We start from the raw sequence: 12,624 nt of genomic DNA, 5'->3' as shown, positions 1-12,624 counted from the left end.
AACGGCCCGCCCCCGCCGACGAGTCCGGCGCGCCCGCGCTCCCCGGCCACGCCGTCCCCGCCGTACGGCTCGTCACCGGCCCCGACGATCTCCTCGGCGCCCTGCGGCGGCTGCTCGACCGGACCGTCGTCGTCGGCTCCCTCGACGAGGCCGTCGACATCGTCCGTACGCACCCCGCCCTGACCGCGGTCACCGCCGAGGGCGACCTGCTCGGCGCCCACTACGCCCAGGGCGGCTCCGCCGCCGCGCCCAGCCTCCTCGAAGTGCGGGCCGCCGTCGACGAGGCCGCCGCCGAACTCGCCGAACTCACCGCCCGCTGCGAGGAGTCGGCCGCCGCCGTGCGCGCGGCCGAGGAGCGCCGCCGGGCCGCCACGGCGCTCGTCGAGGAGCTCGACGCCCGCCGCCGGACCGCCGAACGGGAGAAGTCCTCCGTCGCCCAGGCCCTCGGCCGGCTCGCCGGACAGGCCCGCGCCGCCGCCGGGGAGGCCGAGCGGACGGCCGCCGCCGTCACCCGCGCCCAGGAGGCCCTGGACCGCGCCACCGCCGAGGCCGAGGAGCTGGCCGAACGGCTCCTCGTGGCCGAGGAGACCCCCGTGGAGGAGGAGCCCGACACCTCCGTGCGCGACCGGCTCGCCGCCGACGGCTCCCAGGCACGCCAGGCCGAGATGGAGGCCCGGCTCCAGGTCCGCACCCACGAGGAGCGCGTGAAGGCCCTCACCGGACGCGCCGACTCCCTCGACCGCGCCGCCCGGGCCGAGCGGGAGGCCCGCGCCCGCGCCGAGCGGCGCCGGGCCAGGCTGCGCCACGAGGCCCGCGTCGCCGGTGCCGTCGCCGCCGGGGCCCGTACGCTGCTCGCCCACGCCGAGGCCTCGCTGGACCGGGCGGAACGGGAGCGCGAGGCGGCCCGCGCCGCGCGCGCCGAGCGCGAGCGGGAGCTCACCACGGCCCGCGCCCGGGGCCGTGAGCTGAAGGCCGCGCTCGACAAGCTCACCGACTCCGTCCACCGGGGCGAGGTCCTGGGCGCCGAGAAGCGCCTGCGGATCGAGCAGCTGGAGGCGAAGGCCCTGGAGGACTTCGGGGTCGAGGCGACGGCCCTGGCCGCCGAGTACGGCCCCGACCAGCCCGTCCCGCCGTCCCCGCCCGCCGACGGCGAGACCTTGCCCGAGGACCCCGGCCATCCGCGCAACCGGCCGAGGCCGTTCGACCGTTCGGAGCAGGAGAAGCGGCTGAGAACCGCCGAGCGCGCCTACCAGCAGCTCGGCAAGGTCAACCCGCTGGCCCTGGAGGAGTTCGCCGCCCTGGAGGCCCGGCACCAGTTCCTCTCCGAGCAGCTGGAGGACCTGAAGAAGACCCGCGCCGACCTGCTTCAGGTCGTGAAGGAGGTCGACCTGCGGGTCGAGCAGGTGTTCACCGAGGCGTACCGGGACACGGCCCGCGAGTTCGAAGGGGTCTTCGCGCGCCTCTTTCCCGGCGGCGAGGGCCGGCTGATCCTCACCGACCCGGAGAACATGCTCACCACCGGCGTCGACGTGGAGGCCCGCCCGCCGGGCAAGAAGGTCAAGCGGCTCTCGCTGCTCTCCGGCGGCGAGCGCTCGCTGACCGCCGTGGCGCTCCTCGTGTCGATCTTCAAGGCCCGGCCCAGCCCGTTCTACGTGATGGACGAGGTCGAGGCCGCGCTCGACGACACCAACCTCCAGCGGCTGATCGGGATCATGCGGGAGCTCCAGGAATCCTCGCAGCTGATCGTGATCACCCACCAGAAGCGGACGATGGAGATCGCCGACGCGCTGTACGGCGTGTCCATGCAGGGCGACGGCGTGTCGAAGGTCATCAGCCAGCGTCTCCGCTGAGCACCGAGCCTCTCGCCTCTTCAAGACTTGAACGCCTACCCCGTTTCTGCTGCGCCAAACTGGTAGGGCACCTCCTCTTGACTTCGAAACTTGAAGGCATAGTCTCTGCAACGTTGCTTTTACCTTCATGTGGTGGGCGGCGTGAAGTTGTGCGCCACTGGAAGGGCTATCCCCCCACCGAGGAGTCCATGTGACCAGCACCGCGCAGGCGCCCACGCCGCCGCCGTCCGAAGGCCGGGCGGCCCATCCGGACCACCTCGGCCACGTCATCTTCATCACGGCCTCGGCCGCGATGGGCGGTTTCCTCTTCGGCTACGACAGCTCCGTCATCAACGGCGCGGTCGAGGCCATCCGTGACCGCTACGACATAGGCTCCGGAACCCTCGCGCAGGTCATCGCGATCGCCCTCATCGGCTGCGCCATCGGCGCCGCCACCGCCGGGCGCATCGCCGACCGCATCGGCCGCATCCGCTGCATGCAGATCGCCGCCGTCCTCTTCTCCGTCAGCGCCGTCGGCTCGGCGCTCCCCTTCGCCCTCTGGGACCTCGCCTTCTGGCGGATCGTCGGCGGCTTCGCCATCGGCATGGCCTCGGTGATCGGCCCCGCCTACATCGCCGAGGTCGCCCCCGCCGCCTACCGCGGCCGTCTCGGCTCCTTCCAGCAGGCCGCGATCGTCATCGGCATCGCCATCTCCCAGCTGGTCAACTACGGCATCCTCCAGCTCGCCGACGGCGACCAGCGCGGCAAGATCGGCGGCCTGGAGGCCTGGCAGTGGATGCTCGGCGTGATGGTCGTCCCCGCCCTCCTCTACGGGCTGCTCTCCTTCGCCATCCCCGAGTCGCCGCGCTTCCTCATCTCCGTCGGCCGCAAGGACCGGGCCAAGGAGGTCCTCGCCGAGGTCGAGGGCCACGGAGTCGACCTCGACCGCCGCGTCGCCGAGATCGAGCGGGCCATGCGCAGCGAGCACAAGTCCACCTTCAGGGACCTGTTCGCGGTCGGCGCCCGGTTCAAGCTGCTGCCCATCGTCTGGGTCGGCATCGGCCTCTCCGTCTTCCAGCAGCTCGTCGGCATCAACGTCGCCTTCTACTACTCGGCGACCCTCTGGCAGTCCGTGGGCATCGACCCGTCCGGCTCGTTCTTCTACTCGTTCACCACGTCGATCATCAACATCGTCGGCACCGTGATCGCGATGGTCCTGGTCGACCGGGTCGGCCGCAGGCCGCTCGCCCTCGTCGGCTCCGCCGGCATGGCGATCGCCCTCGCCTTCGAGGCCTGGGCCTTCTCCGCCGACCTCGTCGACGGCAAGCTCCCCGAGACGCAGGGCGTCGTGGCGCTCGTCGCCGCCCACGTCTTCGTCCTCTTCTTCGCCCTCTCGTGGGGTGTCGTGGTCTGGGTCTTCCTCGGCGAGATGTTCCCCAACCGCATCCGCGCCGCCGCCCTCGGCGTCGCCGCCTCCGCCCAGTGGATCGCCAACTGGGCCATCACCGCCAGCTTCCCGTCCCTCGCCGACTGGAACCTGTCCGGCACCTACATCATCTACACGGTCTTCGCCGTGCTCTCGATCCCCTTCGTGCTCCGGTACGTCAAGGAGACCAAGGGCAAGGCGTTGGAGGAGATGGGCTAAACCCCGCTGCCCCTCTCCTCACGACGACTGCCCCGGCCCGCGGTTCACACCACGGACCGGGGCAGTGTCATGCCACCGGCGGTCACCGCCGCCCGCCGTCAGACGGACGCGGCCGCGCGCTCGCCGGTGGACTCCTCCACCGCGGCCGGCTCCCCGGCGACCGTCCTGGGCAGCACCGCGTACAGCGCACCGGCCACCACGATCGTCGCCGCCCAGCCCAGACCGTTCTCGCCGATCCACGACGAGGCCAGCGGACCGGAGAACCAGTCGACCTTCGTGAACAGCAGCCCGACCAGCAGCGCCACGCCCCAGGCCGTCATCGCCTGCCAGGCGAAACCGCCCCGGTACCAGTAGCCACTGGTCCGCCCCGTGTCCATCAGCGCCTCCGCGTCGTACGACCTCCGGCGCAGCATGTCCACGCCGAAGACGCCGATCCACGCCGAGAAGGCCACCGCGAGCAGCGTGAGGAAGGAGATGAACGAGCCGATGAAGCTGGTCGCCACCACCATCAGCAGGAAGCCGAAGACGAGGCTGATCACCGCGTTCACACTCACCGCCGCCGCCCGCGACACCTTGATGCCGAGCGTCTGCGCCGTGAACCCGGCCGAGTACATCGACATCGAGTTGATCAGCAGCATGCCGATCAGGGCGATCAGCAGGTACGGCACCGAGATCCAGGCCGGCAGCAGCTCGCCGATGAAGGAGACCGGATCCTGCGCCGAGGCCAGGTCCGGCGTGGCGACCGCCATCACCGCGCCCATCAGCACCATCGGCAGCACCACGATCCCGGCGCCGCCGACCGTCGAGGCGACCATCGCCTTCGAGGACGCCGTCCGGGGCAGGTAGCGGGTGAAGTCGGGGCCGGAGGGCACCCAGCTGATGCCGCCGGCCGCGATCGTGCCGATGCCCGCGATCATCATCGCCGTCGAACCGGCCGGCTTGTCGAAGACCGCCGCCCAGTCGGTGTTCGCCACCAGGTGCACCAGGACCAGCACGGAGAACGCGCCGAAGAGGTACGTCGACCAGGTGCTGCACACCCGCAGCGCGTTGATGCCCAGGCCCGAGACGAGGAAGGTGCAGGTGACAAAGGCCAGCAGGGTCACCACGATGAGGAAGGTGTTGGACTTCACACCGAACAGCAGGTCCAGGACGGTCAGCACCGCGTAGGCGCCGGTCACCGCGTTGATCGTCTCCCAGCCCCAGCGGGCCACCCAGATCAGCGCTCCGGGAAAAAGGTTTCCGCGCTGACCGAACACGGCCCGCGACAGCGCCATGCCGGGGGCTCCACCGCGCTTTCCGGCGATCGAGATGAGGCCGACGATCCCGTACGACAGGACGGGCGCGGCGGCGGCCACGACCAGCACCTGCCAGAAGTTCAGGCCGTTGAAGACGATCAGGCCGGCACCCATCGTGAGCAGCAGCACACTGATGTTGGCCGCGACCCAGGTCGGGAAGAGTCCGCGGACCCGGCCGGTGCGCTCGTCGTCGGGGACCGGTTCGAGACCGCGGGTCTCCAGGGCCTTGTCGGTGGAGGCGCCTTCGGCGTCGGAGGCGTGGGGCATGGGGGTACTCCGTGCAGAGGTGGGGGGAACCCACCCAGCGTACGTGCTCCGCCGAAGAGGCCGTCGTGGCCGATACTGGACAGGTTATGGGAATCGAAATCCTCATCCTTGCCGTCGTCATCGCCGTGGTCGCGGTCGCCGTGACCAGCGGGCTCGTGATCAGCGGCCGCAAGAAGAAGCAGCTGCCGCCGGCCGAGCCGCCGTCCACCACGCCGCCCCTCACCGCTCCGCCCGCCGAGCCGCACGTCGGCGACGAGGCGGAGACGCCGCGGGAAGAACCGCGCCGCACCGTCGAGGAGGTCGGCCTTCCCACCGCCGAGGAGGCCGTCGAGACGCCGGCCGCCGTCGAGGACCCCGTCGTCGCCGAGCCCCCGGCTCCCGAGATCGAGGTCCCCGAACCCACCGCCGGCCGTCTCGTACGGCTCCGGGCCCGCCTCGCCCGCTCCCAGAACTCGCTCGGCAAGGGACTGCTCACGCTGCTGTCGCGCGAGCACCTGGACGAGGACACCTGGGAGGAGATCGAGGAGACCCTGCTGACCGCCGACGTCGGCGTCGCCCCCACCCAGGAACTGGTCGAGCGCCTGCGCGCGCGCGTCAAGGTGCTCGGCACCCGCACCCCGGAGGAGCTGCGCGGCCTGCTGCGCGAGGAGCTGATCACGCTCCTCGGCCCCGACCTCGACCGGACCGTGCACACCGAGAGCGCCGCGGACGTCCCCGGTGTCGTGATGGTCGTCGGCGTCAACGGCACCGGCAAGACCACCACCACCGGCAAGCTCGCCCGCGTCCTCGTCGCCGACGGCAAGTCCGTCGTCCTCGGCGCCGCCGACACCTTCCGCGCCGCCGCGGCCGACCAGCTCCAGACCTGGGGCGAGCGCGTCGGCGCCCGCACCATCCGCGGCCCCGAGGGCGGCGACCCGGCCTCCATCGCGTACGACGCGGTCAAGGAGGGCATCGCGGAGAAGGCCGACGTCGTCCTCATCGACACCGCCGGCCGCCTCCACACCAAGACCGGTCTCATGGACGAGCTCGGCAAGGTCAAGCGCGTCGTCGAGAAGCACGGCCCGCTCGACGAGGTCCTCCTCGTCCTCGACGCCACCACCGGCCAGAACGGCCTCATCCAGGCCCGCGTCTTCGCCGAGGTCGTCGACATCACCGGCATCGTCCTGACCAAGCTCGACGGCACCGCCAAGGGCGGCATCGTCATCGCCGTCCAGCGCGAGCTGGGCGTCCCGGTCAAGCTGGTCGGCCTGGGGGAGGGCGCGGACGACCTGGCCCCCTTCGAGCCGGGCGCCTTCGTCGACGCCCTGATCGGGGACTGACACCGGCGACCGGCCCGGGGGCGCGCCCCCGGGCCGAGCCACGGGAAGGGCCCGCGCCGGAGGGCCGCTCCGAGAGGACCGCGAAGGACTCGCGCGAAAGGGCCCCCGCCACGTCGTGGCGGGGGCCCTTCCAGGTCCGTCCCCGGGAGCGCCGGCCGTGCTCAGCGGTGGGTGCGGTGGCAGATGTACGCCAGGGTGCCGAGCAGCAGCCGCGCCTGCGGCGGCGCACCGGCCGTGTCCAGCGTCGGCGGCCGCAGCCAGCGCACCGGACCGAGCCCGCCCCGGTCCGACGGGGGAGCGGTGATGTACCGCCCCGGACCCAGCCCGTGCAGGTCCAGCTCCGCGTCGTCCCAGCCCATCCGGTACAGCAGGCGCGGCAGCTCGGCCGCCGCCCCCGGCGCCACGAAGAACTGGGCCCGTCCCGTGGGGGTCGCGCAGACCGGCCCCAGCGGCAGCCCCATGCGCTCCAGGCGCACCAGCGCCCGCCGCCCCGCCGCCTCCGCGACCTCGATCACGTCGAAGGCCCGCCCGACCGGCAGCATCAGCGCCGCCCCCGGGTACGCGGACCACGCCTTGGTCGCGTCCTCCAGCGCCGCGCCGGCCGGCACCGGCTCGGCGAAGGACAGCGGGTGCGCCCCCGGAGCCGTGCAGTCCCCGTCGCCGCAGGAGCACCGGCCGGAGGACGCCCGCGCGCCGGGAACGACGTCCCAGCCCCAGAGTCCGGTGTACTCGGCCACCGCTGTGCACTCCGAGGTGCGTACGCGGCGGCGTGAGCCGGTCCGCATCTCGCGGATGCCGCCGATCGTGAAGCCCATGCCCCCTCCAACGGGTCCAAAGCGCCGGTGGTTACGACCCGGAGCGCACCCGTCACGGGCCGTCACCCTCTGTCGCTTCGAAGACGGCGCGGCGGCGCGTACGGGGTGGTGCGGACCACGACACGCGCCTCGGCGCGCTCCTGTCCGCCGACTCCGGTTCGTCGCATGTCAAGTGAATCGCTTTACCCGCCCGGCGAGTTCATTCGAAGGGGTGGCGAATGGTGGCGTTTCTTGGCACGGCCTCACTGGAGGGGTGATCGTAGGATTACTTTCGGTACTCGGAGGCAGGAAGGCGCGTGCGAGGCGGGTATGCCGGAGGCAAGCCGGTTTCCCGCCCGAAGGAGTGAGAACGCCGGACGGATGCCGTGGGACGCGGCATTCTGGTAAGGCTTCGCATGACAGACGATCAAGTGGATGGGGGCGTTCCCGTGGGCGGCAACGGCGCGGACGGTACGACTGCCGGCAAGCGCCCGAACGAGCGGCTGGGCTCCTGGTTCGTGCGCAGCGGCTGGTCGAAGGGCGAACTGGCGCGTCAGGTCAACCGCAGGGCCCGCCAGATGGGCGCCCACCACATCTCCACCGACACCTCCCGCGTGCGCCGCTGGCTCGACGGCGAACAGCCCCGCGAACCCATCCCGCGCATCCTGTCCGAACTCTTCTCCGAACGCTTCGGCTCGGTCGTCGCCGTCGAGGACCTCGGGCTGCGCACCGCCCACCAGTCCCCGTCCGTCTCCGGCGTCGACCTGCCCTGGGCCGGCCCCCAGACCGTCGCCCTGCTCAGCGAGTTCTCCCGCAGCGACCTCATGCTCGCCCGCCGCGGCTTCCTCGGTTCCTCGCTCTCGCTCGCCGCCGGCCCGGCCCTCATCGAGCCCATGCAGCGCTGGCTCGTCCCCACCCCGGCGGGCGACCCCGGCCGCCCCGCGCCCGCGCCCGACGCGCACCGGCCCCACCGGCTCTCCGACATCGAACTCGACCTGCTCGAGTCCACCACCGCCATGTTCCGCACCTGGGACGCCCAGTGCGGCGGCGGACTGCGCCGCAAGGCCGTCGTCGGACAGCTCCACGAGGTCACCGACCTCCTCCAGGAACCCCAGCCGGCCGCCACCGCCCGGCGCCTCTTCCGCTGCGCCGCCGAACTCGCCGAACTCGCCGGCTGGATGAGCTACGACGTGGGTCTCCAGCCCACCGCCCAGAAGTACTTCGTGCTCGCCCTGCACGCCGCCAAGGAAGCCGGCGACAAGCCCCTCGGCTCGTACATCCTCTCCTCCATGAGCCGCCAGATGATCCACCTCGGCAGGCCCGACGACGCCCTCGAACTCATCCACCTCGCCCAGTACGGCAGCCGTGACTGCGCCACCCCCCGCACCCAGGCCATGCTGTACGCGATGGAGGCACGCGCCTACGCCAACATGGGCCAGCCGTCCAAGTGCAAGCGGGCCGTCCGCATGGCCGAGGACACCTTCGCCGACGTGGGCCTCGACGGCGAACCGGAGCCCGACTGGATCGCCTTCTTCACCGAGGCGGAGCTCAACGGCGAGAACTCCCACTCCTACCGCGACCTCGCCTACGTCGCCGGGCGCTCCCCGACGTACGCCTCCCTCGCGGAACCCGTGATGGAGCGGGCCGTCGAACTCTTCGAGAAGGACCCCGGCCACCAGCGGTCCTACGCCCTCAACCTCATCGGCATGGCCACCGTCCACCTCCTCAAGCGCGAGCCCGAGCAGTCCGTGGTCCTCGCCGAGAAGGCCCTCGGCGTCGCCAAGAGCATCCGCTCCGAGCGGGTCAACAACCGGCTCCGCAAGACCGTGGACACCGCCGCGCGCGACTTCGGCGACGTCGCCGAAGTCGTCCAGCTCACCGACCGCCTCACCCAGCTCCTGCCCGAGGCCGCCGAAGCGGTCTGACCCCGCTCCCCGCGAGCCCCACCGACCCCGGCCGCGCCCCGCGTCCCGTACTGCCCGACTCGGCTCCCCCGCCGCACAGGACACACGGACCAGGGCGCGGCCGGTCCGCGTCCCGGGTACGGGGACGCGCATCGGCAGGCGCCGCCCCCGCGCCCGGTGCCGCCGGATCCGGCCGCCCCGCCCCCGTACGAGAGCCGCCGTACGACCCCGCCGGACGTCCCGCACCGGCCTGCCGCGCGCAGGGTACGCCCGTGACCTCGCCGTGACCCAGGCGTTCACGGCCGCGTAACACGCCCCACCCCTTCGTCACCGCTCCGAAACATCGGGTGGCATCGGCCGAAACCGCGCTGCGCCAACCTCAGGGCCCATAACCGGCCACCCTCACGGCCGGCCGCCCCCCGGCCCCGCCCCGCACAGGCCGCCCCGACGACGAGGAGACGCCGATGGCACCAGCCGTCACGACCCTGGCAGCGGACGCCCCCGCGCTGTCCGCCGCCAACACCGGGTTCATGCTCATCTGCTCCGCCCTGGTCATGCTGATGACCCCGGCGCTCGCCTTCTTCTACGGAGGCATGGTCCGCGTCAAATCCACCCTGAACATGCTGATGATGAGCTTCATCAGCCTCGGGATCGTCACCGTCCTGTGGGTGCTCTACGGCTTCGGCATCGCCTTCGGCACCGACATCGGCTCCGTCATCGGCTGGTCCCCGGAGTACCTCGGCCTCAGCGGCATCGGCGTCACCGAACTCTGGGACGGCTACACCATCCCGGTCTACGTCTTCGCCGTCTTCCAGCTGATGTTCGCCGTCCTCACCCCGGCGCTCATCAGCGGCGCCCTCGCCGACCGGGTCAAGTTCACCGCCTGGGCCCTCTTCGTCGCCCTCTGGGCCACCGTCGTCTACTTCCCCGTCGCCCACTGGGTCTGGGGCGCCGGCGGCTGGCTGTTCGAGATGGGCGTCATCGACTTCGCCGGCGGCACCGCCGTCCACATCAACGCGGGCGCCGCCGCCCTCGGCGTCATCCTCGTCATCGGCAAGCGCGTCGGCTTCAAGAAGGACCCGATGCGCCCGCACAGCCTGCCGCTCGTCATGCTCGGCGCCGGCCTGCTCTGGTTCGGCTGGTTCGGCTTCAACGCCGGCTCCTGGCTCGGCAACGACGACGGCGTCGGCGCCGTCATGTTCGTCAACACCCAGGTCGCCACCGCCGCCGCCATGCTCGCCTGGCTCGCCTACGAGAAGCTCCGCCACGGCGCCTTCACCACCCTCGGCGCCGCCTCCGGCGCCGTCGCCGGCCTCGTCGCCATCACCCCCGCGGGCGGCTCCTGCTCCCCGCTCGGCGCGATCGCCATCGGCGCCGTCGCCGGCCTGGTCTGCGCCATGGCCGTCGGCCTCAAGTACAAGCTCGGCTACGACGACTCCCTCGACGTCATCGGCGTCCACCTCGTCGGCGGCGTCATCGGCTCCCTCCTCGTCGGCTTCTTCGCCACCGGCGGCGTCCAGTCCGACGCCAAGGGCCTCTTCTACGGTGGCGGCTTCGAACAGCTCGGCAAGCAGGCCGTCGGCGTCCTCGCCGTCCTCGCCTACTCCCTGATCGTCTCCGCCGTCCTCGCCCTCGTCATCGACAGGACGATGGGGATGCGGGTCAGCGAGGACGACGAGGTCTCCGGCATCGACCAGGTCGAGCACGCCGAGACCGCCTACGACTTCAGCGGCGCGGGCGGCGGCACCGCCCCGCGCACCACCGCCACCGCCGCACCCGCCCCGGCCGTCACGCAGAACAAGAAGGTGGACGCATGAAGCTCATCACCGCGGTCGTCAAGCCGCACCGGCTGGACGAGATCAAGGAGGCCCTCCAGGCCTTCGGGGTCCACGGCCTCACCGTCACCGAGGCCAGCGGATACGGACGCCAGCGCGGCCACACCGAGGTCTACCGCGGCGCCGAGTACACCGTCGACCTCGTCCCCAAGATCCGTATCGAGGTCCTGGTGGAGGACGAGGACGCCGAACAGCTCATCGAGGTCGTCGTGAAGGCCGCGCGCACCGGCAAGATCGGAGACGGCAAGGTGTGGAGCGTCCCGGTCGACACGGCCGTCCGCGTCCGCACCGGCGAACGCGGACCCGACGCCCTGTAGGGCGCACGCGCACCCCTCGCGCGGTCACGCGCACGACAAACGGGCGGGCGGGCGGACCGCCCCGCACGGGACCGGCCACGGCACGGGACCGCCGCACCGCGGCGGAGCCACCGCACGGGGCCGCCGCACCGCCTGGACCGAGGCACGGCACACACGGACGGGAGCCGCCGGGTGACGAACCCCGACACGCGCACGCAGACCGACGACCCGGGACCCGGCCGGTACGCGGCGGCCCGGCAACTCCTCCTCTCGGAGAAGGAGCGGCCGGGCCCGCCGCGCCGCGCGGCGCTCGCCCGCCTCACCGACGACTGGCTCACCGGCCTCTTCGCCGCCGCCGCCCCGCCCCCCGGCACCGCCCTCGTCGCGGTCGGCGGGTACGGCCGCGGGGAACTCTCCCCGCGCAGCGACCTCGATCTCCTCCTGCTCCACGACGGCACCGCCGACAAGGCCGCCGTCGCCGCCCTCGCCGACCGCGTCTGGTACCCCGTCTGGGACCTCGGCATCGCCCTCGACCACTCCGTCCGCACCCCCGCCGAGGCCCGCGCCACCGCCGCCGGCGACCTCAAGGTCCACCTCGGCCTCCTCGACGCGCGCCCCCTCGCCGGCGACACCGCGCTCGTCACCGCCCTGCGCACCACCGTCCTCGCCGACTGGCGCGACCAGGCCACCCGCCGCCTGCCGGAACTCGCCACGCTCTGCCGCGAACGCGCCGAACGCTCCGGCGAACTCCGCTTCCTCCTCGAACCCGACCTCAAGGAGGCCCGCGGCGGCCTGCGCGACGCCCAGGCCCTCCGCGCCGTCGCCGCCTCCTGGCTCGCCGACGCCCCCCGCGACGGCCTCGACGCCGCCCGCCGCCGCCTCCTCGACGCCCGCGACGCCCTCCACCTCGCCACCGGCCGCGCCACCGACCGGCTCGCCCTCCAGGAACAGGACGCCGTCGCCCGCACCCTCGGCCTCCTCGACGCCGACACCCTGCTCCGCGAGGTGTACGAGGCCGCCGGCACCATCGCGTACGCCTCCGACGTCACCTGGCGCGCGGTCGGCCGGGTCCTCAAGGCACGCACCGCCCGCCCCCGCCTCCGGGCCGTCTTCGGCGGCCGCTCCACGGCCGGGAAACCGCCCGCCGAACGCACCCCCCTCGCCGAGGGCGTCGTCGAGATGGACGGCGAGGCCGTCCTCGCCCGCACCGCCCGCCCCGAACGCGACCCGGTGCTGCCGCTGCGCGCCGCCGCCGCGGCCGCCCAGTCCGGACTGCCGCTCTCCCCGCACGCCGTACGCCACCTCGCCGCCACCGCCGGCCCGCTCCCCGTGCCGTGGCCCGCCGAGGCCCGCGAGGAACTCGTCACCCTCCTCGGCGCCGGGCCGCCCGCCGTGCCCGTCTGGGAGGCGCTGGAGGCCGAGGGACTCGTCACCCGCCTC

9 protein-coding genes are annotated in these 12,624 nt (G+C 72.9%); 7 read left to right on the top strand and 2 right to left on the bottom strand.

All coding sequences use genetic code 11. The annotated features are described in order from the left end of the window. The coding region (locus RIF68_RS11420) for an AAA family ATPase (protein WP_309051067.1) at positions 1 to 1,850 on the top strand (1,850 nt) is incomplete at its 5' end. A 190-nt stretch (positions 1,851 to 2,040) separates the two neighbouring features. Next, positions 2,041 to 3,474 carry a sugar porter family MFS transporter gene (locus RIF68_RS11415; RefSeq protein WP_309051066.1) on the top strand — a complete coding sequence of 478 codons (1,434 nt, stop codon included), beginning with the start codon at positions 2,041 to 2,043 and terminating at the stop codon, positions 3,472 to 3,474. Positions 3,475 to 3,572: 98 nt separating this feature from the next. On the opposite strand, the gene RIF68_RS11410 is transcribed toward RIF68_RS11415, so the two are convergent. Continuing rightward, on the bottom strand, positions 3,573 to 5,036 hold the full coding sequence (locus tag RIF68_RS11410; protein WP_309051065.1) for a cytosine permease: 1,464 nt from the start codon (positions 5,034 to 5,036) through the stop codon (positions 3,573 to 3,575). A 92-nt stretch (positions 5,037 to 5,128) separates the two neighbouring features. Between RIF68_RS11410 and ftsY the strand changes: the two genes are divergently transcribed. Continuing rightward, entirely contained in the window at positions 5,129 to 6,355 is a 1,227-nt protein-coding gene (gene ftsY / locus RIF68_RS11405) for a signal recognition particle-docking protein FtsY (protein ID WP_309051069.1), read from the top strand. A 161-nt stretch (positions 6,356 to 6,516) separates the two neighbouring features. On the opposite strand, the gene RIF68_RS11400 is transcribed toward ftsY, so the two are convergent. Beyond that, entirely contained in the window at positions 6,517 to 7,170 is a 654-nt protein-coding gene (locus RIF68_RS11400; RefSeq protein WP_309051064.1) for a bifunctional DNA primase/polymerase, read from the bottom strand. A gap of 428 nt (positions 7,171 to 7,598) precedes the next feature. Between RIF68_RS11400 and RIF68_RS11395 the strand changes: the two genes are divergently transcribed. The 4 genes from RIF68_RS11395 to RIF68_RS11380 all read left to right on the top strand — a co-directional run. Then, positions 7,599 to 9,074 carry a hypothetical protein gene (locus RIF68_RS11395; RefSeq protein ID WP_309051068.1) on the top strand — a complete coding sequence of 492 codons (1,476 nt, stop codon included), beginning with the start codon at positions 7,599 to 7,601 and terminating at the stop codon, positions 9,072 to 9,074. A 443-nt stretch (positions 9,075 to 9,517) separates the two neighbouring features. After that, positions 9,518 to 10,870, top strand: a complete 1,353-nt coding sequence (locus RIF68_RS11390) for an ammonium transporter (RefSeq protein WP_309051063.1) — start codon at positions 9,518 to 9,520, stop codon at positions 10,868 to 10,870. Beyond that, positions 10,867 to 11,205, top strand: coding sequence for a P-II family nitrogen regulator (locus tag RIF68_RS11385; protein WP_030117734.1), 339 nt, complete (start codon positions 10,867 to 10,869; stop codon positions 11,203 to 11,205). Before RIF68_RS11390 ends, RIF68_RS11385 begins: the two co-directional genes overlap by 4 nt. A 171-nt stretch (positions 11,206 to 11,376) precedes the next feature. Beyond that, positions 11,377 to 12,624 (top strand): nucleotidyltransferase domain-containing protein (locus RIF68_RS11380; RefSeq protein WP_309051062.1); only part of this gene is annotated, 1,248 nt, incomplete at its 3' end.

The sequence above is a fragment of the Streptomyces sp. genome (genome assembly GCF_031178505.1).
GTDB lineage: Bacteria > Actinomycetota > Actinomycetes > Streptomycetales > Streptomycetaceae > Streptomyces > Streptomyces gulbargensis.
This window is presented reverse-complemented; position numbering and strand designations above follow the sequence as displayed.